26 protein-coding genes are annotated in these 22,239 nt (G+C 55.6%); 16 read left to right on the top strand and 10 right to left on the bottom strand.

Features of this window, described 5'->3' with window-relative positions:
- Positions 1 to 7: 7 nt before the first annotated feature.
- Positions 8 to 340, bottom strand: a complete 333-nt coding sequence (locus AGR7B_RS25785) for a hypothetical protein (RefSeq protein ID WP_162934006.1) — start codon at positions 338 to 340, stop codon at positions 8 to 10.
- A gap of 328 nt (positions 341 to 668) precedes the next feature.
- Between AGR7B_RS25785 and AGR7B_RS00840 the strand changes: the two genes are divergently transcribed.
- Entirely contained in the window at positions 669 to 1,124 is a 456-nt protein-coding gene (locus AGR7B_RS00840) for a hypothetical protein (RefSeq protein WP_080855803.1), read from the top strand.
- A gap of 393 nt (positions 1,125 to 1,517) precedes the next feature.
- On the opposite strand, the gene AGR7B_RS00835 is transcribed toward AGR7B_RS00840, so the two are convergent.
- Positions 1,518 to 1,838 carry a hypothetical protein gene (locus AGR7B_RS00835; RefSeq protein WP_080855802.1) on the bottom strand — a complete coding sequence of 107 codons (321 nt, stop codon included), beginning with the start codon at positions 1,836 to 1,838 and terminating at the stop codon, positions 1,518 to 1,520.
- Positions 1,835 to 2,167: a hypothetical protein gene (locus AGR7B_RS00830; RefSeq protein WP_425352576.1), complete on the bottom strand. Its 333-nt coding sequence runs from the start codon at positions 2,165 to 2,167 to the stop codon at positions 1,835 to 1,837. Before AGR7B_RS00830 ends, AGR7B_RS00835 begins: the two co-directional genes overlap by 4 nt.
- 146 nt (positions 2,168 to 2,313) lie before the next feature.
- Here AGR7B_RS00830 and AGR7B_RS00825 point away from each other — a divergent pair, with 146 nt between their 5' ends.
- The 3 genes from AGR7B_RS00825 (at position 2,314) to AGR7B_RS00815 (ending at position 4,546) form a co-directional block, all read left to right on the top strand.
- Positions 2,314 to 2,823, top strand: a complete 510-nt coding sequence (locus AGR7B_RS00825; RefSeq protein WP_425352607.1) for a thermonuclease family protein — start codon at positions 2,314 to 2,316, stop codon at positions 2,821 to 2,823.
- A 116-nt stretch (positions 2,824 to 2,939) separates the two neighbouring features.
- On the top strand, positions 2,940 to 3,896 hold the full coding sequence (locus AGR7B_RS00820) for an Abi family protein (protein ID WP_245317683.1): 957 nt from the start codon (positions 2,940 to 2,942) through the stop codon (positions 3,894 to 3,896).
- Between the two features lie 47 nt (positions 3,897 to 3,943).
- Positions 3,944 to 4,546: a M48 family metalloprotease gene (locus AGR7B_RS00815; RefSeq protein ID WP_162934005.1), complete on the top strand. Its 603-nt coding sequence runs from the start codon at positions 3,944 to 3,946 to the stop codon at positions 4,544 to 4,546.
- Positions 4,547 to 4,555: 9 nt separating this feature from the next.
- On the opposite strand, the gene AGR7B_RS00810 is transcribed toward AGR7B_RS00815, so the two are convergent.
- The gene (locus AGR7B_RS00810; protein ID WP_080855797.1) at positions 4,556 to 5,257 is read right to left on the bottom strand and encodes a hypothetical protein; all 702 of its coding nucleotides are present in this window, start codon (positions 5,255 to 5,257) and stop codon (positions 4,556 to 4,558) included.
- Positions 5,254 to 5,820, bottom strand: a complete 567-nt coding sequence (locus AGR7B_RS00805; RefSeq protein ID WP_080855796.1) for an AlbA family DNA-binding domain-containing protein — start codon at positions 5,818 to 5,820, stop codon at positions 5,254 to 5,256. The genes AGR7B_RS00810 and AGR7B_RS00805 overlap by 4 nt, the downstream gene beginning before the upstream one ends.
- A gap of 130 nt (positions 5,821 to 5,950) precedes the next feature.
- Here AGR7B_RS00805 and AGR7B_RS00800 point away from each other — a divergent pair, with 130 nt between their 5' ends.
- A complete protein-coding gene (locus tag AGR7B_RS00800; RefSeq protein ID WP_080855795.1) occupies positions 5,951 to 6,523 on the top strand; it encodes a hypothetical protein in 573 nt (190 codons plus the stop codon).
- 103 nt (positions 6,524 to 6,626) lie between these two features.
- A complete protein-coding gene (locus AGR7B_RS00795) occupies positions 6,627 to 7,520 on the top strand; it encodes a hypothetical protein (protein WP_080855794.1) in 894 nt (297 codons plus the stop codon).
- Positions 7,521 to 7,542: 22 nt separating this feature from the next.
- Here AGR7B_RS00795 and AGR7B_RS00790 read toward each other — a convergent pair whose 3' ends face one another.
- Positions 7,543 to 7,710: a hypothetical protein gene (locus AGR7B_RS00790; protein WP_162696018.1), complete on the bottom strand. Its 168-nt coding sequence runs from the start codon at positions 7,708 to 7,710 to the stop codon at positions 7,543 to 7,545.
- 308 nt (positions 7,711 to 8,018) lie between these two features.
- Positions 8,019 to 8,429 carry a pilus assembly protein N-terminal domain-containing protein gene (locus tag AGR7B_RS00785; RefSeq protein ID WP_020812471.1) on the bottom strand — a complete coding sequence of 137 codons (411 nt, stop codon included), beginning with the start codon at positions 8,427 to 8,429 and terminating at the stop codon, positions 8,019 to 8,021.
- A gap of 413 nt (positions 8,430 to 8,842) precedes the next feature.
- Between AGR7B_RS00785 and AGR7B_RS00780 the strand changes: the two genes are divergently transcribed.
- The 9 genes from AGR7B_RS00780 (at position 8,843) to AGR7B_RS00740 (ending at position 17,745) form a co-directional block, all read left to right on the top strand.
- On the top strand, positions 8,843 to 9,034 hold the full coding sequence (locus tag AGR7B_RS00780) for a Flp family type IVb pilin (RefSeq protein WP_003524475.1): 192 nt from the start codon (positions 8,843 to 8,845) through the stop codon (positions 9,032 to 9,034).
- Between the two features lie 99 nt (positions 9,035 to 9,133).
- The gene (locus AGR7B_RS00775) at positions 9,134 to 9,646 is read left to right on the top strand and encodes an A24 family peptidase (RefSeq protein WP_078051406.1); all 513 of its coding nucleotides are present in this window, start codon (positions 9,134 to 9,136) and stop codon (positions 9,644 to 9,646) included.
- A gap of 127 nt (positions 9,647 to 9,773) precedes the next feature.
- Positions 9,774 to 10,580 carry a Flp pilus assembly protein CpaB gene (gene cpaB, locus AGR7B_RS00770; protein WP_078051407.1) on the top strand — a complete coding sequence of 269 codons (807 nt, stop codon included), beginning with the start codon at positions 9,774 to 9,776 and terminating at the stop codon, positions 10,578 to 10,580.
- Positions 10,577 to 12,160: a type II and III secretion system protein family protein gene (locus AGR7B_RS00765; RefSeq protein ID WP_080855792.1), complete on the top strand. Its 1,584-nt coding sequence runs from the start codon at positions 10,577 to 10,579 to the stop codon at positions 12,158 to 12,160. Before cpaB ends, AGR7B_RS00765 begins: the two co-directional genes overlap by 4 nt.
- Before the next feature lie 56 nt (positions 12,161 to 12,216).
- Positions 12,217 to 12,906 (top strand): CpaD family pilus assembly protein, encoded by a 690-nt coding sequence (locus tag AGR7B_RS00760; protein WP_080855791.1) that lies wholly within the window; start codon positions 12,217 to 12,219, stop codon positions 12,904 to 12,906.
- A 34-nt stretch (positions 12,907 to 12,940) separates the two neighbouring features.
- Entirely contained in the window at positions 12,941 to 14,224 is a 1,284-nt protein-coding gene (locus AGR7B_RS00755) for a CpaE/TadZ family protein (RefSeq protein WP_080855790.1), read from the top strand.
- 33 nt (positions 14,225 to 14,257) lie between these two features.
- Complete coding sequence (locus AGR7B_RS00750; RefSeq protein ID WP_065654706.1) at positions 14,258 to 15,730, top strand: TadA family conjugal transfer-associated ATPase; 1,473 nt, start codon at positions 14,258 to 14,260, stop codon at positions 15,728 to 15,730.
- A 15-nt stretch (positions 15,731 to 15,745) separates the two neighbouring features.
- The gene (locus tag AGR7B_RS00745; protein WP_080855789.1) at positions 15,746 to 16,750 is read left to right on the top strand and encodes a type II secretion system F family protein; all 1,005 of its coding nucleotides are present in this window, start codon (positions 15,746 to 15,748) and stop codon (positions 16,748 to 16,750) included.
- 8 nt (positions 16,751 to 16,758) lie between these two features.
- Positions 16,759 to 17,745 (top strand): type II secretion system F family protein, encoded by a 987-nt coding sequence (locus tag AGR7B_RS00740; protein WP_065654708.1) that lies wholly within the window; start codon positions 16,759 to 16,761, stop codon positions 17,743 to 17,745.
- 72 nt (positions 17,746 to 17,817) lie between these two features.
- Here the strand turns inward: AGR7B_RS00740 and AGR7B_RS00735 are convergent, their stop codons facing one another.
- Positions 17,818 to 18,639 carry a tetratricopeptide repeat protein gene (locus tag AGR7B_RS00735; RefSeq protein ID WP_080855788.1) on the bottom strand — a complete coding sequence of 274 codons (822 nt, stop codon included), beginning with the start codon at positions 18,637 to 18,639 and terminating at the stop codon, positions 17,818 to 17,820.
- Positions 18,640 to 18,781: 142 nt separating this feature from the next.
- Here AGR7B_RS00735 and AGR7B_RS00730 point away from each other — a divergent pair, with 142 nt between their 5' ends.
- The gene (locus AGR7B_RS00730; RefSeq protein WP_035264577.1) at positions 18,782 to 20,176 is read left to right on the top strand and encodes a leucyl aminopeptidase family protein; all 1,395 of its coding nucleotides are present in this window, start codon (positions 18,782 to 18,784) and stop codon (positions 20,174 to 20,176) included.
- A 101-nt stretch (positions 20,177 to 20,277) separates the two neighbouring features.
- Here the strand turns inward: AGR7B_RS00730 and pncB are convergent, their stop codons facing one another.
- Complete coding sequence (gene pncB, locus AGR7B_RS00725; protein ID WP_065654709.1) at positions 20,278 to 21,582, bottom strand: nicotinate phosphoribosyltransferase; 1,305 nt, start codon at positions 21,580 to 21,582, stop codon at positions 20,278 to 20,280.
- A gap of 210 nt (positions 21,583 to 21,792) precedes the next feature.
- Positions 21,793 to 22,152, bottom strand: coding sequence for a hypothetical protein (locus tag AGR7B_RS00720; RefSeq protein WP_078051538.1), 360 nt, complete (start codon positions 22,150 to 22,152; stop codon positions 21,793 to 21,795).
- Between the last annotated feature and the right edge of the window lie 87 nt (positions 22,153 to 22,239).

Genomic DNA, 22,239 nt, shown 5'->3' with positions numbered 1-22,239 from the left:
AAATCAATCAGTTGCGCCGGAAAGGCATTGAAAAACAAAGAATTGCACCGTGAAGGAGGTCGCTTTTGAGTTCGGGAATATTGCCTTTTGGTCGTCGGGAATGGTTGGAAGCGGTCTGCCGCGATCCGGGTGTTTCCGCTTTGCAATTTCGGATCGCTTTCGCGCTCTCGGGCATGATCCCGGCGGAAGGACGATTGAAGTCTCGACTGATCGAGATCGCCGCTGCTTCCGGGACGACCGGGCCGTCCGTAAGGGGTGCGCTTTTTCGCTTGGCCGAGCGCGGCTTCATAATCGTGAAGCTTGAGCAGCAGCGCGTGGCGATCTCAATGCCACGATCCATCCCGCGCCGGACGCCCGAACCTGCCGAGCGTGACGCCTTTGCGTGACATCATTGCTTCTAGCGTGACGTAGCGTGACATTTCTGGTGATTTTGAATGTCACGCTCCTCTGTTGAGTAAATAACCCGACAGTCTTAACAACAGCGCGAGCCGCCTCCAAGGCGGCGCATGCGCTGTTGTTTTATGAAGACAGATAACGTTCTGACGTAAAACCATTTGTCGTAGTAGAAGTGTTTAACAATACCACGCACGAGCGCGCGTGTACGTGACGCGATAGCTGAAATCAGATAGACATCAGCCTCCCCGTCAGAACATTTTTCGGAGTTTGCTTTGCATCTTGAAGGCATCTGGACGCCGCAACTCGTCGGCGACGAACTGCTCGAAGCCGTCCGTTGGGCGAACCGCGCTTCCGGCCCCGTCGGGCCAGCGCGCGTTCGCTCGTCAATGCCAGAACTTGCCATGATCTCACAGGACCGTGATTTCGAGGGCTGGCCTCCGATCAGCATGCTTGAGCCACAGCCGATGAAGCGAATGGTCCCGCCTTCCCGCGTCAGCCAATTCGAACGGGTGCTGTGGTGGCAGGCTGATTTCCTCAAGGAAGAACCGGGAGCCGCCCGCGTCCTGAAACATTGGGTGCGGGCAAAGCTGACGAAGGGCTTCACGTTCGGCGAAGCAATCAAGCGCCGTGGATGGAGCAGGCCGACCGCCTATCGCGCCCGAGACAAAGCTCTCGCAGTGATTGCTATGGGCCTGACCGACTATGGGATCGAATTCGGAAGGCATTAAGCTCCTAAATTGTTGGAATAAAAACCAATCGCAGGAAATAGCCCTGACAAGGCCGTCAGCGGGCATTCCAGCTTCCCCGCCGTCATCCATCGCAAATTCGCTTCGCGCGCGCAGACGGCTGCCGTGGGCCGGGATTTCGCCCAAGGAACAGCCGCCCGCCCAGCAAGCGACCATTCCGCGCAATACTTGGAAGAAAACAGCGTATTTCAGATGAATTGCGGATTTGGTTTTTAACCAACCGGATCACCGCAACATTTCGCGAAATCAAATTCCACAATTCGATTGTGGTTACGCGAGCGAAGCGGCATATTGATTGCATCCTCTTAGCTTCATGCGGGCGACGAGGCTCCTTTGCTGGATGAAAGCCTGCCGTTCTGCATTTCGGCAGGCTTTTTATTGAGCCATGGAATTGAAGCGGTTTACGTTCTCGTTGAATTCGTCAACGACTTCGCCGCTCTCCCATTTCAGACATTTCAAATAACTGTCCACCTCCATTTGATATCTCACCATGTCCGTCCGGCACATCTGAAAGCTCACGTCGTCGTTCAACGACGTTGAAAATCGAATGCATGAAGGAGGTTCTGGTCGCTGAATTTTCTTCTGCAACAGATCGCCAATGCCTCGGTGATTGCGGCATTCATCCAGAAGCGAAATTGCAGACGCATTATTCGATGCGAGTGCGATCATTGCAGCCAGCGGCGCAATCAGCCTCATTTGCAGCCCTTACTTTTCTGCGTGCTTTCAATAGCGTTTACCTTGCCCTTTGCGACCGCGACCTGACCTTCTTTGTCGCCGCAGAAGGTGCTGGACATCGGCACGCCGATCAGGAACACGCCCATCGCGTCACCTGTAGCCGCATCGTGCTGTTGCTTCGACACAGACGCGAGTACAGCCTTTTCTCTTGCGAGTTCCTGCGCGAGTGCTGGACAGCCAAGGTTCGTATAAGCGGCCATCGGAATATCAACCGGGACGATTGCATCCGGTCTTTTTGCACAAGCCGTCAGAGCCAGCGCACACGCCAGCATAGTTGCATAATTTTTCACAATGTCCCCCAAATCCCCCAAGAGAGGTGTATATCCCCGCCTCGCAACAGATGACAGAAGCACATAAAATCAGCAATCGCTATTTTACTTGAATTCAATAAGCTAAAGCGTCAGTACCAACAACTTACCCATGGGTTGCATTGGCACTGGAAGACCACATGCTTATTCGCCATTTGATTTTCGTTGCAACCCTTGTTGCTTCTCCCGTCCAAGCCGCTGATCTCACAGGCAGAGCATCCGTGATCGATGGCGATACCATAGAAATCTCCGGCCAGCGCATTCGGCTCAACGGGATCGATGCCCCTGAATGCTGGCAGCAATGCCGCGATGGGAAGGGCCGGGAATATCGCTGCGGAAAGGATGCCGCTTTTGCGCTGGACCAGCTCCTCTCAGCGTCGCGCCCGACGACATGCCTCGAGGTCGATCAGGATCGCTACGGCAGGATCGTCGCCGATTGCTTCGGGGCTGACGGCGAGCCGGTGAATGGTTGGCTTGTTCGGCAGGGGCATGCCGTCGATTGGGTCCGCTATTCCAAGGGCCAGTACGCGAAGGAGCAGGCAGCGGCCAAGGCCGAGCGCCGGGGCATCTGGCAGGGAAAATTCGAGCAGCCATGCATCGCGCGGGCTGCGCGCACGAAGCGCGCTCCCGCGTGCTGAACATTTGTTGCGGGCAGCTTGACACGGGGGGGCGAATAAGCCACATATGAGCCAACACGGCCCGCCCCTCTGCTTGCAAGGGTGGGCCTTCTTCGTTTTTGGGGGGTCGGAAACGGTTGTCGCAGTATACCAAGCCGTATTTATCGGTGGCAGACCAAATAGCCCTTCTTCAACACCGAGGCATGGTCATTGAAGACATCCCTAAGGCGACAGAATACCTCTCCCGTTTGGGGTATTATCGGCTTAGCGCCTATTGGTATCCCTTCCGCAATTCAAAGTTCGAAAACGGCACTCTTACTGTTTTTGATGATTTCAAGGATGGCACCGAATTCAAGTGGGCCACCGATCTATACGCCTTCGATAAAGCGCTTCGCCTTCAACTGCTCGATGTGCTGGAAAGGATAGAAGTTTTCGTCCGTACTGGTGTCGCTTTGACTGTCGGCCAGCATGATCCATGGTCGCATCGCGATCCGAAAATTCTTGATCGCCGGTTCACATCAAAGAACGCCAAGACCGGAAAAGTGCCGCATACCGAGTGGCTTTCTCGTCTTGATGAGAAAGCCAATACCTCAAAAGAGGAGTTCGCAGGCCATTTTCGTAGCCGCTATCCGACTTCTCACATGCCCATCTGGATTGCTGTTGAGCTTCTCGACTTCGGGCCGCTTTCACACTTTCTGTCAGGGCTGAAATGGGCCGATGCCAATACCATCGCCGCGACATGCGGTGTTCCCCGGCCTGATCTTTTCACAAGTTGGGTTCGATCTCTTTCCGTAGTGCGCAACACCTGCGCGCACCATGCTCGTCTCTGGAACAAGCCGCTCATCGACCAGCCGAAATTTCCATCAAAGGGGGAGATACCTTTGTTGGATCATCTGGCGGCGTCGCCTCACTCCAACAAGCGTATCTATGCCGCCTGCGCCATTGCCCGCTATTTGCTTCTTGCAGTCAACCCGCGAACTCAGTGGTCACAGCGCCTCAAGGATCACATCGCGACTTTTCCCGAAAATCCATATGTCACGCTCAATACAATGGGGTTCCCGAAGGATTGGGAAAAGCTTCCGCTCTGGTCTTAGGCGATAATCTCACAACGCTTTTTATCCGAAAGAAACAGGTCGCTGATATGAGGAAACGTGAAATACGCGCCGTCGCCGTATTACTCCTCGTGTCATTGACATTTGACGCATCTGCCGAAGATGGCGTCAAACTGAACCTCGGGAAAAACAGTCCAGCGCTGCACATGCCGGTCGGCGATCAGATCGTGATCGCCACGCCCGCATTCGAGGACTATTCGGAAATGTTTTTCGATCTCTGCGACGCGATGAAGCTCAAGATCGAAGATGAATGCAGCATCTACCCCATGAATGCCGAGATAGGCCTGAACGCCATAGCTACGGAGCGGGAAGGTAATCGGCTCATTGTCTACGACCGCCGTCTAAGCCCCGAGGTCGGATATGAGGGGGCGATGATGATCATCGCCCACGAACTCGGACACCACTATTGCCATCACATCGGCAAGAAAGTCGATCCTCGCGATGAGCTTGAGGCGGATCGCTTCGCGGGAGCAGCAATGCGAAACGCTGGATACACGCTCAATCAGGCGCTTGCTGCCGTTCCGATCCTTGACGCAAGGCCGTCGAAATCCCATCCGGGCCGGGCGGATCGCGTCAGAGCGATCACGGCAGGATGGACGCAGCCCGAACTCGGGAAATCCTGCCGGGAATGATTGGCGGTCTCAACCCCGCCCAAAGCCCAAGCCGTATAGCTGGTCTTGTTGCTTGCGAAGCTGCTCCGGTGAGGCCTTCCAGCCAAACGCGTCGAAAATCTCCATGAGCATCGACAGCGCGGGGTCTTTCGGATCGCCAGCTTCAAGGTCCGTTGGCGACAGCGATCTTTTGACGGTAATAGCTTCGGATGACGTGATGCGCGGCATGCTGAAAGGCATGCGCATGGGATCATCAACCCAAAGCTGACGACCGCGAGTTTGGCCAATGGTCAGTTCGATATCGGCTCCGCGCTTATACAAGCCATGCCGGAAAAGCCGGTGAGCAAACTCAGTCACCTCGGTGACGGTATAAACCAAGCTTCCAGTTGCGAGCACCGGCCCATCCTTCGGGACACTTCCGTCCTTGGACAAGTCCTCTCGAAGAGACTTGTAATGAAGGAATTGCCCACTCTTATACATCCGCCAGAATTCCCGGTGATGATGCCAATCGCACCAATCTTGCGCGAACTCAGCGAACGTCTCTGAGCCGCCGTGCTCGTCGTCCCGGTGAGCGACGTGCGGATAATCCCACCCACGGAGCGACACGCTGGCTTTCTCCACCGCTTCGCGCGCTTGAGCAACGGTGAGCGCCTCGGGCGTATCAATGGGACGAATGACGACGCGGGTGTATCCAGTAGCTTTTATTCGATCAATAAATCCTTCTGGCATCATAGCCCACCAAGCTCCCTATCGAAGTCGTAGCGCTCCTCTGGCACTGCCTGTAGGCCAAGCCCTTGAAGATGGCGCATGCGGAGAACTGTGGCGCGGTCTAATAGATCGCGCATCTCCGATGAATTGCTGATCCTTTCGCTGCATGGGCGACGCGTTTTGCTGCGGAAATAAATCTCGCCCTTCCGCAATTCGTTTTTTCTGCCGCCGTCCCTCTTGCAGATGACAGGCGTATAGGTGAATGGCGCGACTGTTATCACCACAAACATCAGCCCAACCTTGTCAGGCGTCTTGCTGATGGCAAACTCCACGAAAGGATCAGCGAAGCCGCCAACCACATCTTTGATCTGGTCGCCGTTGAACGAGTTTAGCTGGTCATCGGAGAGGCCTTGTCGAGCAAACGTTCCATCTTCAATGCCTATGACGATGCGACCGCCGTCTTCAATGTTTGCCATGGCGAGGATGTCTTTAACGAGGCCATCTTCCCAAACCATTGCCTGCTTGAACTCTAAGGCGTCAGTTTCTTCCGCCCCTTCCAAAAGCTCCTCAAGTTCTTCTGTCGTCAACGCAGCCGACCTCCCCGCTTCCCGACGATAAACTTCATCCCCGCTACCACGCTCGCTCCCGGCGACTGCGAACGGAGTTGCACTTTTTAGTCGTGGTCATAACACACCACCACCGATAAGGAGTAGCCCCATGCCGAAGAAATTGCACCCCGCCGACGCTGCCGACCGCGCCAAGATCGCAACCGCTGCGCACTTCAACGTGCACCTGCGCCGCAGCCCCACTAACAAGATCAATCGCGAAGCCGCCACGCTGGCCGATGCCGCGAAGATCGCCGACGAGATCACCGCCGAATTCAAGAAAGCGCCGATGGTCTACGCCATCACGCCGGACAAGATGACGGTCTTCGTCCCGAAGGAAATGGTCGAAGCTGCGCGCGGCAGCGAAGAAACGCCCGCAGTCCCGATGCAGAGAAAGGCGGCGGGGAAGCGCGCTGCGGCCCTTGAGGCCGCACAGCGCGGCGTCCTGCCCAATCCGCCTGACTTCACAGCCGCTACACATCGGCGCTTCCGCCCGAGGCTGGTGAAGCTGATCGAGCTTGTCGAAGCTGGCGACATCGACGGCCTCAAGGCAATCGAGATCAACCCGGTATCGAGCAGCCCGAAGGCGATGGCAAGATATCGCCAACTTGCAGTTATCGCTTTATTGCGGAAGGAACGTGTCGATAAAATTTCGATAAATCCATGCGATCAAAGCTGGGTCTAGAAGCAATTCTCGGTTGATAAGCCCGTTCTTCTATAGATTTTTGACTTCTGCCAGTCTCTTAATATGCAAATCAGGTGATTTGTGGTGAGGCAGCCGAAAGATCGTGAAGACAAAAAGCTTCGAACAAGCAGCTGATGACTGGTTGTCAGGAAAGCGGTCGCTGTGGGGTAAGATTTCACGCCCTGTTAAAAGCCTATATTTCAATAAAGCGCCACAACGGCTTCGCTTTTTTGGCTTTCTACATTGGGGTGCAAAGACCGGACTTGCCGCGTCGCCGCCTGTTTTCGCATGGTATTATGGCACGATCCAGACCGTAGGCGTTGTCCTGATCGCCACCGCAGCTATTGCCGGTCTTCACAGCGTCGTAGGCCTTCTCGACGCCCTTTCAAAAGAAAAGTCTTCTTCAACAAGTGACAATCAAAGTGATGTGATTGTTCGCTTCGGTGACCTCCTTGCTGCCCATCGCCAAAAGGGGAACCTCGCAGTAGACGCAAAAGACGACGCTATACGGGCGTGCTTGGGCATACTGGAAATATTCACCCGACAAACCACCAAATCAAAAAAAGGCGACGTTTCGGTTTCCGTTGTTTTGTATCAGGGAAGCAGCAAGTCAAATCTGAATATTCGTCACAGAAATCCGGGAAATGAGCGTCCAACTGGTCGCGACATAAAAGCAGACGGTCTTCTTGGCCACCGCGTCTGTGAGTACGGAGCGCTCCCGCAGGTGCTTGATGATGTGAGAGAGCTTGGAAAGCGAAAAGTCTCAAGCCCCACGCAATCAAAGATGGAGTATAGATCGATCTTCTTTTATCCGCTTGAGATCGACGGAAAAGAAGGAAAATTTATAAAGGGGTTCATTTCGATCGATTGCAAGAAACCCTATGCCTTCTACGGCAACCGATCCAATGATATAGTCGTTACGTGTGAGCCAGTCCTTAACCACATAAAGGAACTCATTCAGGAGCCACAAAATGCCCGTAAGCCTCAGAAAACATAGTAGCCGGGTACAAGGTAATGCGTCAGAACGTTCCAAGCGTATGAAGGAGCTCAATGACGAAGCTGCTGAAATACGTGACCTGCACATCCGGGGCAAAATATCCGATAAAGAGGCGCAACAGCGCCTCCATCAACTGAAAACGAGATACCGCAGCTTCATAGATCGACTTCTCGCAGTCTATTGAGGCCACGATACGCTCATTACGCAAAAGCGGCCCATGGTATTTCACATGGTATCTACACTTGTGCGGACAAAAAAATACTATGTATTTCCGACAGATAGGCGATAAATTTTACGCCTCTTCTGGCACCATTCCATTTTTGATCTTAGCCAGATCAAGAACTTAGCCGAAAAAACAGCAACATATAGCCGACCGGTAAACGCCGGGAAGCGTGTTGCTTTTTCGCCTTTTCCACTTACAGAAAAGCTACGAACAGGCCGCTTCCGTTTTTGTCGGAAGGCCTGTTGTCCTGTCTGAAATATGATCGACCTTGCCTGTTATGGCTGAGCGTCTTTATCGCCACTATTTTGCGAATGCTGTTCGCAATTCGGCGTACAGGACAGAACCGTCCGCTCCGTTTGGCGGAAAACACGAACCGTATTGCCCTCGTCGATGGAGACGAGAATGCGTTCATCCACGATTGGATTGCCATCGGCATCCAGAAGCACGAGATTGGTCGTGCCGAAACTGCGACCCGTCAGAACAATCGTGGTGGCATCGGCAACCGTGGCGTCGGCGACTTTGGAGTTGCCGACGATAACCTTGCTGACGGCGCGGTCGAGACGAAGGACACGGGCGTGATTCATCGAGACGCGCAAGATGTCATCCTCAGCAAAGGCGGGCTGCAGCGAACCCGATAGAAAGACGGACAAGCCGACCACAATTTTCGCCAGTTTTCCGGATGACACGCGTTTGGCCCTTGCTCACTACCCGCACTTTATTCTCCACAGAATGCGCGGTTTTAGTGAATGAAGCGTTAAATGGCGGAAATCCGCAACGAGGACGGTAACCATTCGTAATGTATTGATATTTTCACGTCTCTCCGCCCCGCGTCAAAACTGAACAGCTGCGCCTCTTTCAACCGAAACTTAGCCGGACGAGAGAAGTGGTCAGCTTCGAAATATATTCGTTTATCAGCAAATATAAAAATGCAGACAATACTTTTTATGTTTATTTACCAAGAGAAACTCATCCTGCCGTTTACTTTGAGTTAATCGTTTTTTTTAAGCGCTTGGAAATCGCTCCGTTGTAGTTTGAACCCAACCGAACAACGGAGAACAGTTGTCGGCGTGCTGAACCAACACAAGTTAGGAGAGACCCTATGACCAAGATTTTCGCTCGTTTCCTGAAAGACGAATCCGGCGCCACTGCAATCGAATATGGTTTGATTGCTGCACTTATTTCCGTTGGCATTATCGGTGGTACAACGGCAGTCGGCGGTAAGCTGAAAGACACTTTCACTTTCATCAGCACCTCGTTCACGAACTCGAAAGCCTCCACCGGCGGCGTTTGATTGATAAAAAGTATAATGCAGGTGATTTACCCAGAATTGGGAAATCACCTGCATTTGCTATTCTTCCAGCTGAATTGGATAGATTAAGGCAGGGTAATCATGATCGTCGCAGCGATTTTTCTTATTGTCCCGCTCTGCCTCAGTTTCGCGGCCTTGAACGATCTTTTCAGCATGACGATCCCCAACTCGATAACCGTCGTGCTCTTGCTGTCTTTCGCTTTCGTTGCGCCCCTGTCGGGAATGGATTTGCAGACTTTTATCTTAAGTCTCGCAGGCGGCCTCGCCGTTTTTCTCTGCTGTTTTGTGCTCTTCGCTGCCAATGTCATGGGCGGAGGAGACGCAAAACTGCTGACTGGAGCGGCAGTCTGGTACGGCTTCAACATTTCTCTCATAGAATTTTTACTTGCGGTGACGCTGATCGGCGGCGCATTGACAGTTGGCATACTACTGCTGAGATCACGGTCACAGGAAATCGTAGCCATCGGCATACCGATCCCTGATTCCCTTATGGTTGCAAAGAAGATTCCATACGGTATCGGTATCGCTGCAGCGGGACTCCTGACCTATGGGAATTGCCCCCTCGTAAAAGCGGCGATCACAAGCCTATACTAGATCAGGATTTCGATCCCAATCGTTTATAGAATTGTTAACTACAAATCCAAGCACACTATTAACCATAATTATACCAATCGCGCGCCATCCTCGGGGAAGAAGAATCTGATTCCCTCAAGGATCGAGCATGAAACCGTCGCGTATCTTTATTCTTTCCGTTGCTCTGGTGGCCGCCGGTCTTGCCGGCCTTGTCGCCATGCAGATTTCCGGCGCGAAGCAGGTCATCGAAAAAGCAGAAACGATCATCCAGAAAGAACCGACGGTCAACGTTCTCGTCTCTTCGGTCAATCTGCCCGTCGGTAGCCGCCTGAACGACAGTTCCGTGCGCTGGACACCCTGGCCACAGGGCAATGTGGTCGACAGTTTCATAACGGAAGTAAAAAGGCCTGACGCCATTACCGAACTCACCGGTGCGGTCGTGCGGCTGCCTCTGTTCGAAGGTGAACCGATCCGGCCGGAAAAAGTGGTCGATTCCAGCACGCGCATCATGTCCTCCCTTTTGCCGGCCGGGAAACGCGCTGTCGCCACCGAGATTTCCGTCTCGACAGGCGCAGGCGGTTTCGTGCTGCCGAACGACCGGGTCGATGTGATCATGGTCCGCAAGGGCGACAATAATAACTTTCTGACCGAAAATGTTTTGAACAATGTTCGTGTCCTGGCAATCGATCAGCAGATCAAGGAAGGCGAGGACGGAACGTCGGCAGTGGTCGGCGCAACCGCCACGCTCGAACTCACACCGGAACAGGCGAAGATCATAACGGTGGCGCAGCAAATGGCGGACCGTCTCACGCTTGCTTTGCGCTCCGTCGCCGATGCGCAGGAAAACGATACGCTTTCGGCTGGCCATCTTCTCAGCGGCGGTTCCGGACAGCCGGAAATCCAGGTGATCAAATCCGGCTCGATCGTGAAGAGCGGTCAAGGAGCATCACAATGACCGGAAGGCTCATGACAAATCGTCTCAACCAACGCCTGCGTTCATCGATGGCGGGTGGGCTCGCATTCTGCCTGGCCTTTTCAGGCGTTCCCGGCCAGCATTCCCCCAAGTTTCTGCGCGTCAGCGAAGCGGAGGCGCAAAGCGCAAGCATCGTGCGGATTACCGAAAGCGGCACAGGCATTCGCAAGCGCTTAAAGCTGGGTTTAAACAAGGCGTTGGTCATCGACCTGCCCGAAGATGCACACGACATTCTCGTTGCCGATCCGAGTCTTGCCGATGCCGTCACCCGCACGTCCAGACGTATTTATCTTTTCGGTAAAACGGTAGGACAGACCAACATTTTCATTTTTGGTGAGGGCGGCCGGGAAATCGTCAGTCTCGATCTGGAAGTAGAGCGGGACATCTCCGGACTCGAGGCGAATATTCGCCGTTTCATTCCCGAGTCGGATATCAAGGTAGAAATCGTTTCAGACAACATCGTTCTTACAGGATCGGTGCGTACACCGCAGGACTCCGCACGCGCCGTTCAACTTGCAGACGCATTTCTAAAAGGCGGTGAGGCCACCACCCGTAATATATCTCTGACAGGCGGTGACAATGGCGGCGATGCAGCGATTTTTGCGGAGCGCCGGCAGGTATCGCAAATTGTGAACATGCTGACGATTCAGGGTGAAGATCAGGTAACACTGAAGGTTACCGTCGCCGAGGTGAGCAGACAGGTTCTGAAGCAACTCGGCTTCAACGGCTCCATCAGCAGTTCAACAAGCGGTAATGGTTTCGAATTTGCGAATCCGTCTAATCTTGGCAATGTGATCGATGGCGCGTCAAGAATTGCCAGTGGTGCGATAGGCTCGGGGTCTCTCAGATTCGCTTCTTATCTCACTGCAATGGAGCAGGCGGGCGTCATGCGTACATTGGCGGAACCAAGCCTGACGGCTATTTCCGGAGAGCAGGCAAAGTTCTACGTCGGAGGCGATTTCAGGATTGCCGGAGAACAGGAAGTCGACATCGACGAGGACACCGGGCGGCCCACAATTACGCGCACGACCAATACTGTCGATTATGGCATCACGTTAAACTTCAAGCCCGTGGTGCTTTCGCCAGGCCGAATAAGTCTCAAAATTGAAACCAATGTTTCCGAGCCCACCTATGAAGGCAATGTTGTAACTGGTAATTCGGGCCGCACGGTCCCAGGTTCGACCTACATGTCGGTCAGAAAGCGTGAGACCTCCACAACGGTCGAGCTTCCCTCCGGCGGATCGATCGTGATCGCAGGTCTCGTTCAAGACAATGTCCGCCAGGCCATGTCCGGGCTTCCGGGCATGTCGAAAATCCCGATTTTCGGCACGCTTTTCCGCAGCAAGGACTTCCTGCGCAACGAAACCGAACTGGTCATTATCGCAACGCCCTATCTGGTGCGGCCCGTTGCCCGCAATCAGATCGCCCGGCCAGATGATAACTTCAATCCGGAAAACGACGCTGCCATGTATTTCATGAACCGCGTCAACAAGGTCTATGGCCGCAAGGATCAGGTTCAGGCCGCGCCCTATCAGGGGTCAGTGGGGTTCATCTACAAATGACGACACGCACACAAAATCCCCTCTTCACAGCAAGCCCGGTCAGGGCAGGAAACGTCATGAAGGAACCCTATTCCTCTTCCCCCCACCTTTCCGGAAGACGGACCGGCTTCGTCGTCGTTGCCGCGCTAGCCGCCAGCCTGTTGCAGGGCTGCGCACGCGATCCGATGACCACCAACGCCATTCCCGACGATTATCGCACACGCCACCCGATTACCCTGTCGGAAGCGGAGCATTCGCTGGATATTCCGGTCTCGGCCAGCGACAGCCGGCTGACCACAGCGATGGCCGATAATGTTCGCGGTTTTGCCCAGAATTATGCGTCGATGTCCACCGGGATAATCAATATTCAGACCCCGTCGGGATCGGCCAACTCGGCGGCCGCATCGCGAATGGCGAAACAGATTCGCTCGACGCTTTCCGGCGCGGGTGTGGCGCCGGGCAAGATCATGGAGACGCGTTATGCCGCTTCCCCCAATGGCGACGCCTCCCCCATCCGCCTGAGTTATGTCGCCGTTACCGCCATGACCGGTCAGTGCGGCCAATGGCCAGAGGATCTCTCGGACAATACCTTCGCTAATAAGAACTGGTACAATTTCGGGTGCGCGTCCCAAAGCAATCTCGCAGCGCAGATCGCCAATCCCATGGATCTGGTCGGCCCGCGCGGCATGAGCCCGATCGATGCCGAGCGCCGTGCCGTCGTCATCGACACCTATCGCGGCAAGACTTCGACCGCGGCAACAGATTGATGCAGACCCAAAATTTGTCACGGCAGGATAGACGATGAGCGCTGTAGAATACGATATCAAACCTAGCGGCGACGGAGAAGCCGAGCCGCCCGTGCGCGCTTCGGATATGGATCGCCTGCGCCCCCTGCCCCGCATTTCCGTTCACGCTTTCTGCGTCAGCGACAACATGCAAGGCGTCATGGACGCATTGTCCAGCGACCGGCGCATGAGCAAGGTTACCCTACGGGTGACCAAGGGCGATATCAATGCGGCAGCCACGATGTTTTCCACGTCGCCCACGCCCAATCTCATCGTTCTTGAAACGGCAAGCTCAACCGCCTCGCTGCTGGACGATCTCGCGCCCCTGGCGGAGGTTTGTGATCCCTCCACGCGTGTCATCATTGTCGGCCGACACAACGACATCACGCTTTATCGCGATCTCATCCGCAACGGCATTTCCGAATATCTCGTCGCCCCGGTCAATATGGCCGATCTCCTGGCTTCGATCGCCGCGATCTTCGTCGATCCGGAAGCGGAGCCGCTCGGCCGCAACATCGCCTTCATTGGTGCCAAGGGCGGCGTAGGTTCATCGACCATCGCGCATAATTGCGCCTTCGGCATTTCGAGTCTTTTCTCCACGGAAACCATTCTGGCGGATATGGATCTTGCCTATGGAACGGCGAATATCGATTTCGATCAGGACCCTGCCCAGGGCATGGCTGAAGCGGTCTTTTCGCCGGAGCGGCTGGACGAGGTATTTCTCGACCGTCTTTTGACGAAATGTTCCGATCATCTGTCGCTTTTGGCGGCACCGTCTCTTCTCGACAGAACCTACGATCTCGATCGTCAGGCTTTTCTGCCGATCCTCGAGGTTTTGCAGCGCAGTGCCCCGGTTGCGGTTCTCGATCTTCCACACCAGTGGTGCGACTGGACGCGCGCAGTCCTTGCGGAAGCCGATGAGGTGGTCATAACGGCGGTTCCCGATCTCGCAAATCTGCGCAATACGAAGAATCTCTTCGACGCTCTCATCAAGCTGAGACCCAACGATAAATTGCCGCACCTCGTTCTCAATCAGGTCGGCATGCCCAAGCGCCCGGAAATCGCGCCGGCGGACTTCCTTGAGCCGCTGGAAATCGCGCCGATTGCGATTATCCCATTCGACGCACAATTGTTCGGAAACGCCGCCAATAGCGGACGCATGATCAGCGAGATGGATGAAAAATCCCAGACGGCGGAAACCTTTTCGCAAATCGCCCATACCATCACCGGCCGCTCCGTGCTGCGCAAAAGCAGGCGCGGCGGTCTGGAAAAACTGAAGAATATTCTCAAGCGCAAGTAGGCCTTCTGCCTGCGTCCTTAGACGGAAACGCCGATGTTCGGAAAACGCGGGCCTGAAGGCCCAGCCAGAAGCACGAAGCCGGATCTTGCTGCACCTGTGCCCATGCAGGTAACGGCGGCGCCTGAACCTCGTTCTGCTGCACTTGACACTCTTGAACCCGGCCAATCACCGGTGGTGCGTCAAGCAACCGCAAGTGCACCGCTCGCGCAGAGAAAACGCGCCCGCACGGAAGACTACTACAATACCAAGAGCCAGGTATTTTCCGCGCTTATCGATACGATCGACCTTTCGCAGCTCGCCAAGCTTGACGCGGAAAGCGCGCGCGAGGAAATTCGCGATATCGTCAACGACATTATCACGATCAAGAATTTCGCCATGTCGATTGCCGAGCAGGAAGAGCTGCTCGAAGATATCTGCAACGACGTTCTTGGTTACGGGCCGCTGGAGCCGCTTCTCGCACGCGACGATATTGCCGATATCATGGTCAACGGTTCCGGCCAGACCTTCATCGAAGTCGGCGGCAAGACCATCGAATCCGATATCCGTTTTCGTGACAATGCGCAGTTGCTTTCCATCTGCCAGCGCATCGTCAGCCAGGTCGGCCGACGCGTGGATGAATCGAGCCCGATATGCGACGCCCGCCTTCCGGATGGGTCGCGCGTCAACGTCATCGCTCCACCGCTTGCCATCGACGGTCCGGCGCTGACGATCCGAAAATTCAAGAAGGACAAGCTGACACTCGACCAGCTCGTACGTTTCGGAGCGATCACGCCGGAAGGCGCTACATTGCTCAAGATCATCGGTCGCGTCCGCTGCAATGTCGTTATCTCGGGCGGCACCGGCTCGGGTAAGACGACGCTTCTTAACTGCCTGACGAGCTTCATCGACAAGGATGAACGCGTCATCACCTGTGAAGACACCGCCGAACTGCAGCTGCAGCAACCGCATGTGGTGAGGCTCGAAACGCGTCCGCCCAATATCGAAGGGGAAGGCGAGATCACAATGCGCGATCTCGTCAAGAACTGCCTTCGCATGCGGCCCGAACGCATCATCGTCGGCGAAGTGCGCGGACCGGAAGTTTTCGACCTTCTCCAGGCCATGAACACCGGTCACGACGGTTCGATGGGAACGCTGCACGCCAATACGCCACGCGAATGCCTCAGCCGTATCGAATCGATGATCGCCATGGGCGGCTTCACCCTGCCGGCCAAGACCGTGCGTGAAATCATTTCGGGATCGATCGATGTCGTCATTCAGGCAGCGCGTCTGCGTGACGGCTCGCGCCGGATAACCCAGATTACGGAAGTGATCGGTATGGAAGGCGATGTCATCGTCACGCAGGATCTGATGCGATACGAAATCGAAGGCGAAGATGCGAACGGCAAGCTGATCGGCAGGCACGTATCGACCGGCATCAGCAAGCCCAATTTCTGGGATCGTGCACGCTATTACGGCGAAGAGAAACGCCTGGCAGCCGCGCTCGATGAGATGGAAAAGACATCCTAAGGGAAAGCGACTGCCATGGACCCGACAATAGCGTTACTGGCCGTACTTGTCGCCATCTCGGCAGGAGCACTCGCCTACGTCTTTCTTTTCCAGCAAATAGAGGTCGAGAAAAAGACCACAAGCCGTTTCAAGCGGGTGCAGGCGGCAGAGACGGATCACGTAAATATCAAAGCTGCACGCGATCGGGTCCAGGAACTCAGCAAGCGCCGCAAATCCATGCAGGACAGCCTGCGGGATATGGAAAAGAAACAAAATGAAAAGGCGAAAAAAGCGAAGAATGTCAGCCTGCGCGATAAACTCGTGCAGGCTGGGCTGGCAATCTCCGTTCGGCAATTTCATCTCGTGAGCGCAGGTGCTTCGGCTTTCGCCACTCTGATCGCGCTTCTATATGATCTATCATTAATAACCGCCCTGCTCATAGGCGCAGTGGTAGCTTTAGGGCTGCCCCGTTGGGTATTGGCGTTTATCCTCAAGCGCCGGCAGAAAAAATTCCTTGAGGAGTTTCCCAATGCGCTGGATGTCATGTGCCGCTCAATCAAATCCGGATTGCCGCTGAATGACGCCGTGCGACTGATCGCGTCGGATGGTCAGGAGCCGGTGAAAACAGAGTTTCAGCGGGTCGTAGATGCGCAGCAGGTTGGTATCGGGATTCCCCAAGGGATAGAGCGCATGATGCTGACCATGCCGCTTTTCGAAGTCAGCTTCTTCAGCACCGTCATCAATATCCAGGCACAGGCAGGCGGCAATCTTTCGGAGGCTTTATCCAACCTTTCGAAGGTATTGCGTGACCGAAAGAAAATGCGCGCCAAAGTGAACGCTCTATCGATGGAGGCAAAAGCGTCGGCCGTCATTATCGGCGCATTGCCTTTCATTGTGATGCTGCTGGTGCACTTCACATCGCCCGACTATCTTGCAGTCCTCTTCACGGATATGCGCGGGCACATCATTCTGGGTGCATCCGGACTATGGATGCTCATCGGAATTTTCATCATGCGCCAAATGATCAATTTCGATATTTGAGGTCACCGATGACGGGAAATCTCCTTTCAGACCTGACGAATCCGCAAACTATCATTGCGATTCTCGTAACAGTGGCAGTTTTCGCCACCCTTTATACGCTCATTACGCCTTTCTTCGAACGAAAGGACTTTGCCAAGCGAATGAAGGCCGTATCGTCCGAACGGGAACTTATTCGCAGCCGCGAGCGCGAGCGTCTGGCAACTGCAACCAGAGACGGCAAGGCCTCCCTGCGTGGCAACAACAACAAGTCCGCACGGCGAATCGTCGAAAAATTCAATCTCCAGGAAGCGCTCGCCGACAAGAACACAATGAACAAGCTGCGAGCGGCCGGTTTTCGTTCGCAAAATGCGCTTAATACATTTCTTGCCGCCCGATTCATATTGCCGTTCATTTTTCTGGCCGTCGCATTCACCTGGATTTTCGTTCTCGGAAATCTTGCGGATAAAGCCTTCTTCATTCGACTGATGGCCGTTCTTCTTTTCGGCTATATCGGCTTTTATGCTCCCAATATCTACGTTTCTAACCGCATGACCAAGCGACAGGTCTCGATCAAGCGGGCTTGGCCAGATGCACTTGATCTGATGCTGATCTGCATCGAATCCGGTGTTTCGATGGAAGCGGCCATGCGCCGCGTGGCGGAAGAGATGGGAGAACAGTCGCCTGAACTTGCGGAAGAAATGATCCTGACGACAGCGGAATTGTCCTTCCTTCAGGACAGGCGTGTCGCGCTTGAGAATTTTGGTATGCGCACACAACTGGACGGTGTCAAAAGCGTGGTGCAGGCCCTCATCCAGGCGGAACGATATGGCACGCCGCTCGCACAGGCTCTGCGTGTTCTGGCGCAGGAAGGTCGAGACGAGCGAATGAATGAAGCTGAGAAAAAGGCCGCAGCGCTGCCGCCCAAACTGACTGTACCGATGATAGTGTTCTTCCTGCCGGTTCTCATCGCCGTTATTCTCGGGCCTGCCGGCATTCGTGTCGCCGACACGTTCTAACGACGGAAACGCGCAGGAGCGAAACCGGAAATCGTTCGATCAGGGCAACCCTTCTATACCTGCGAAAGCGTATCAACCAGCCGGCTTGCCGTCCTTTTTCGCCAGTTGCTGCCAGGAGTTCTGCTGCGAAAGCATGGCACGCAGATAGGTGAGGTTTGCCTGTGCCTGCTGTGGCGAGAGTTCCTGAACCGCGATGCGCTCGGCTTCGGCAAAGCGGCCCTGTAGACCGACCACGAGCGCAAGGTTCTGGCGAACGCGGCTATCGGCGCCCGGCTGGGCGATGGCGGATTGCAGATATGTTTCGGCAGTGCGCGGATCACTCGACAGGACATAGGACATGCCGAGGTTGGACAATACGCTCGGGTCGTTCGGCTTCAGGTCAAGCGCCTGCCTGTAGCGGGAACGCGCCTCGTTCGAGCGTCCAAGCTGATCGAGCACGGCGCCCTCGGCGGAATAAAGCCGCCAGTCGGGCCTGTCCGGCGTCTGCGCCCGCTGGATGGTCGAAAGCGCCTGTTCCAGCTGGCCGGCAGCGGCCTGCGATTTGCCATAGGCGGCAAGGACATCGCGGTCGGCCGGATTGGCGATGGCGATCTGCTGCATGACGGCGAGAGCCTGTGTGTTCTTGCCGGTCATCATCAGCACGCTGGCATAATTCATGCCGACCGATTTATCCTTGGGGCTGCGTTCATAGGCTTTGCCGGCGCTCTCCTCCGCCTGCCGAAGCTGCTCCATGTTCATGTGATCATAGGAGCGCGTGGCGGCGGGAATGGAGCCGGTGGACATGCGATCAGGCTTGTTGGTGCTCGCGCATCCCGAAACCGCAAGAACCAATGCGGCAAGACATGCTCCCCGTAGCAACCCTGTTCGGCCTGTCTCCAAAGAAAATGCAGTCATGGCAGCGCCCCCGCCCAAGAATGATCGATCTTGCGCCCGACACACGACAGACTCACATGACGCAACTTTCGCTTAAGCAATAATCTGTTAACCCTAACAGAGCGTTAATCGCACCGATTCTCGACATTTACGGAAGCATACAATGGCGCCCTATCAGTTCATCGAACGCCCGACCCCTTTCAGCTCCAAGGCCGGCAGCACATTGCCGGTTTTCGCCGTCACACCGGCCCATATCGAACAGGGCGCCATCGACCCTGTCGCTCTGGATTGGGCGAAGAAGGCGGGGTTCAAGGCGGAGGCAGGCGCCATCCTGCTCGTTCCTTCCGCCGATGGTTCGCTGGGCGGCGTGCTTCTCGGCCTCGGCGGCAATCCCTCGGAAATCCCCTTCATCACCGGGAAACTCGCCCGTGAACTGCCGGAAGGCGAATGGCACATCGAGACCGCACCCCTGACGGCCAATCGCCTCGCTCTCGGTTTCGGTCTCGGCAGCTACCGCTTCGACAAATACAAGACCACCAAGACGAACGGGGCAAAGCTTCTCATTCCGCAGGATGCGGAAGACGGCGAGATCAAGCGCGTTCTGGCCGGCGTTTTCCTTGCGCGCGACCTCATCAATGTTCCGGCCAACGATATGGGACCGGATGAGCTTGAGATTGCCTTCCGCGCGCTTGCCGCCCACTACAAGGCAAAGGTGAAGGTCACCACCGGCGATGATCTGCTCAAGGAAAACTTACCACTGATCCATGCTGTCGGCCGGGCCAGCGAAAGCGCGCCGCGGCTTCTGGAGATGAACTGGGGCAAGAAGGGCAATCCGCGCCTCACCCTTGTCGGCAAGGGCGTCTGCTTCGATACAGGTGGCCTCGATATTAAACCTGCCGCCTCCATGGCGCTGATGAAGAAGGATATGGGAGGCGCGGCCAATGTGCTCGGCCTTGCGCTGATGATCATGGATGCGAAGCTGCCGGTCGATCTTCGCGTTCTCGTGCCCGCGGTCGAAAACTCCATCTCCTCCAATGCCTTCCGCCCCGGCGATATCTACCGCAGCCGCAAGGGGCTGACGGTGCAGATCGACAATACCGACGCTGAAGGCCGTCTTGTTCTGGCGGATGCGCTGGCCTATGCGGACGAAGATGCGCCGGACCTGATGATCGACATGGCAACGCTGACGGGTGCCGCACGCGTCGCGCTCGGCCCGGATCTGCCGCCCTTCTACACTGATGATGAGGATCTGGCGCATGATATCGCGGAAGCCAGCATCGATACGGACGATCCGCTGTGGCGCATGCCGCTCTATATGGGCTACGACAAGGATATCCGCTCACGCGCAGCCGATATCACCAACGCGCCTTCGGGCGGCATGGGCGGATCGATCACCGCCGCCCTGTTCCTGAAGCGTTTCGTTACCAATACCAGGCGCTGGGCGCATTTCGATATTTACGGCTGGTCTCTGAGCGAGAGGCATCATTCATCGATCGGCGGGGAGGCGCAGGGTATCCGCGCACTCTTCCATTACATCGCACATCAGTTTGCGAAGTAATCTGCTTATAGGTGCAGGCTTCCACGGGCGCTTCCTCAACCGGAGCGCCCGTTCTCAATTCAGAGCATTTTCCGGGCGGAAAACCGGGCTCCACAAAAGCTCTAAACCAGAACCTTCTGTTCCTTATGGTCCTCTTCGCCGAAGAACTTCAGGTAACGCTCCACTTCGGCTGGGTCGCCGGTGGCCTTTTGCGGATTGTCCGAGAGCTTCACCGCCGGCCGGCCATTGGCGTCGCTCACCTTGCAGACGATGGAAATCGGCTTGAGGCTGGCGATGGTTTTTGGCGCGCAACCTGCAAAATCATTGGTGAGGTTGGTGCCCCAACCGAAGCTCATGCGGACACGGCCTTCGAAATGCCTGTAGGTATCGATGATGGCGTCGACATCGAGACCGTCGGAGAAGATCAGCATCTTCTTGCGCGGATCGCGGCCCATCTTCTGCCACCACTCGATGATCTTTTCCCCACCTTCGATCGGCGGCGCACTGTCGGGACGGAAACCCGTCCAGTCTGCCACCCATTCCGGCGCGTTGCGCAGGAAAGCCGCCGTGCCGAAGGCATCCGGCAGTACGATCAGCAGGTTGCCGCCATAAAGCCGGTTCCAGTCCTTCAGAACCTGATAGGGTGCTGCGGCGAGCTCCTCATCCGTCTGCGCCAGCGCCGCGACCACCATCGGCAGTTCATGCGCGTTCGTGCCGACGGCTTCGAGATCGGAATCCATGGCGAGCAGGACGTTACTCGTACCGGTAAAGGCGGGCCCGATGCCTTCCTTCAGCGCTTCGACGCACCAGCGTTGCCAAAGGAAGCTGTGGCGGCGACGGGTGCCGAAATCGGAAATGCGCAGGCCCGGCAGCTCCCGCAGCCGCTCCACCTTCTCCCACATCTTGGCCTTTGCGCGGGCATAAAGCACATCGAGCGTGAAATAACCGAGCGAGCGCATGGCGCTGCGCGAGCGCAACTCGTTGATGATGGCGAGCGCCGGGATTTCCCAGAGCGTCGTGTCCATCCAGCGGCCATGAAAATTCAGCTCATATTGCCCGTCGCGCTTGAAAAGCTCATATTCCGGCAATTGATAGCTCGACAGCCAGGAGAGGAATTCCGGCTCGAAAATCTGCGAGCGGCCGTAAAACGTGTTACCCGCAAGCCAGATGTTTTCCTTTTTGGAAAGACGCAGGGTGCGTGCATGATCGAGCTGTTCGCGCAGCTCCATCTCGTCGATTTCTTCCGCCAGCCGCACCGTCTTCGTGCGGTTGATCAGCGAAAACGTCGCGTCGACCTCCGGATAGAGCTTCCAGATCATCTGCAACATCAAGAGCTTGTAGAAATCCGTATCGATCAGGCTGCGGACGATAGGGTCGAGTTTCCAGGTATGATTATGGACACGGGTGGCTATATCGGTCTTCGTCATACTCGCATTCCCCAATATCGGCCAAAGGTCAGAATAGCCGATGTCACTCCGCACCCCGGCAGGTATCAACCTGTCATGCGGAAGATTTATCTGAAAAAGCGACAACAAGTCCAGAGCACCGGCCAGGCAAATGCCCGCCGCCACCGCCCGCGCATCGATTTTCCGAAGAGCGCAATGGGGTTTTCGGTCCGCTGCTGGAGCGATGCCGCCTCAGAAGGTCGGGTCTACGGGGTTTATGCCGGGATACCAGTCCTTGGAAACCGGGTTTCTGCCGCCGAAGCTGGAAATTCCGTTTTCATCGGTGCAACGGTAACCCTGAACGGGAAGTCCACGGCTGCCAAAAACATTCCGGTAGGGGCCGCGCGAATATCCGGTCGAGCCAAGAGCGCTGTGGCAATTGTAACGGACCTTTGGCTGCAGCGTGCGCGGATCCTTGACGCCTGGCAGATTTGCATAGGCATCCGGCGCGGGAGCAAAACCATTCTGGAAAACAGTCTGCGCCTGCGCCGACGCGCTCAGCAAAACCGCCGCGAGGATCGCTGCCAATCGTGTCGCCGTTCTTGTCTTCATCGATGTCGGTCCCGAACCATCATCCAACCGATGTAGGCTGTCGGCGGCTCTCGCACAAAGGGCCGTACAGGCACAATTTCGTGAAAG

Origin of the sequence: Agrobacterium deltaense RV3 (assembly GCF_900013505.1) — a bacterium.
Classification (GTDB): Bacteria; Pseudomonadota; Alphaproteobacteria; order Rhizobiales; family Rhizobiaceae; genus Agrobacterium; species Agrobacterium leguminum.
The sequence above is the reverse complement of the archived record's forward strand: the minus strand, read 5'-3'. Positions and strand labels throughout refer to the sequence as shown.

Bases quoted from the DNA above. Each gene is read 5' to 3' on its own strand.
- AGR7B_RS25785 (WP_162934006.1), bottom strand. From the start codon at position 340: ATGGATCGTGGCATTGAGATCGCCACGCGCTGCTGCTCAAGCTTCACG.
- AGR7B_RS00835 (WP_080855802.1), bottom strand. From the start codon at position 1,838: ATGAGGCTGATTGCGCCGCTGGCTGCAATGATCGCACTCGCATCGAAT.
- AGR7B_RS00815 (WP_162934005.1), top strand. From the start codon at position 3,944: ATGAGGAAACGTGAAATACGCGCCGTCGCCGTATTACTCCTCGTGTCA.
- AGR7B_RS00810 (WP_080855797.1), bottom strand. From the start codon at position 5,257: ATGATGCCAGAAGGATTTATTGATCGAATAAAAGCTACTGGATACACC.
- AGR7B_RS00800 (WP_080855795.1), top strand. From the start codon at position 5,951: ATGCCGAAGAAATTGCACCCCGCCGACGCTGCCGACCGCGCCAAGATC.
- AGR7B_RS00780 (WP_003524475.1), top strand. From the start codon at position 8,843: ATGACCAAGATTTTCGCTCGTTTCCTGAAAGACGAATCCGGCGCCACT.
- AGR7B_RS00775 (WP_078051406.1), top strand. From the start codon at position 9,134: ATGATCGTCGCAGCGATTTTTCTTATTGTCCCGCTCTGCCTCAGTTTC.
- cpaB (WP_078051407.1), top strand. From the start codon at position 9,774: ATGAAACCGTCGCGTATCTTTATTCTTTCCGTTGCTCTGGTGGCCGCC.
- AGR7B_RS00765 (WP_080855792.1), top strand. From the start codon at position 10,577: ATGACCGGAAGGCTCATGACAAATCGTCTCAACCAACGCCTGCGTTCA.
- AGR7B_RS00760 (WP_080855791.1), top strand. From the start codon at position 12,217: ATGAAGGAACCCTATTCCTCTTCCCCCCACCTTTCCGGAAGACGGACC.
- AGR7B_RS00755 (WP_080855790.1), top strand. From the start codon at position 12,941: ATGAGCGCTGTAGAATACGATATCAAACCTAGCGGCGACGGAGAAGCC.
- AGR7B_RS00750 (WP_065654706.1), top strand. From the start codon at position 14,258: ATGTTCGGAAAACGCGGGCCTGAAGGCCCAGCCAGAAGCACGAAGCCG.
- AGR7B_RS00745 (WP_080855789.1), top strand. From the start codon at position 15,746: ATGGACCCGACAATAGCGTTACTGGCCGTACTTGTCGCCATCTCGGCA.
- AGR7B_RS00740 (WP_065654708.1), top strand. From the start codon at position 16,759: ATGACGGGAAATCTCCTTTCAGACCTGACGAATCCGCAAACTATCATT.
- AGR7B_RS00735 (WP_080855788.1), bottom strand. From the start codon at position 18,639: ATGACTGCATTTTCTTTGGAGACAGGCCGAACAGGGTTGCTACGGGGA.
- AGR7B_RS00730 (WP_035264577.1), top strand. From the start codon at position 18,782: ATGGCGCCCTATCAGTTCATCGAACGCCCGACCCCTTTCAGCTCCAAG.
- pncB (WP_065654709.1), bottom strand. From the start codon at position 21,582: ATGACGAAGACCGATATAGCCACCCGTGTCCATAATCATACCTGGAAA.
- AGR7B_RS00720 (WP_078051538.1), bottom strand. From the start codon at position 22,152: ATGAAGACAAGAACGGCGACACGATTGGCAGCGATCCTCGCGGCGGTT.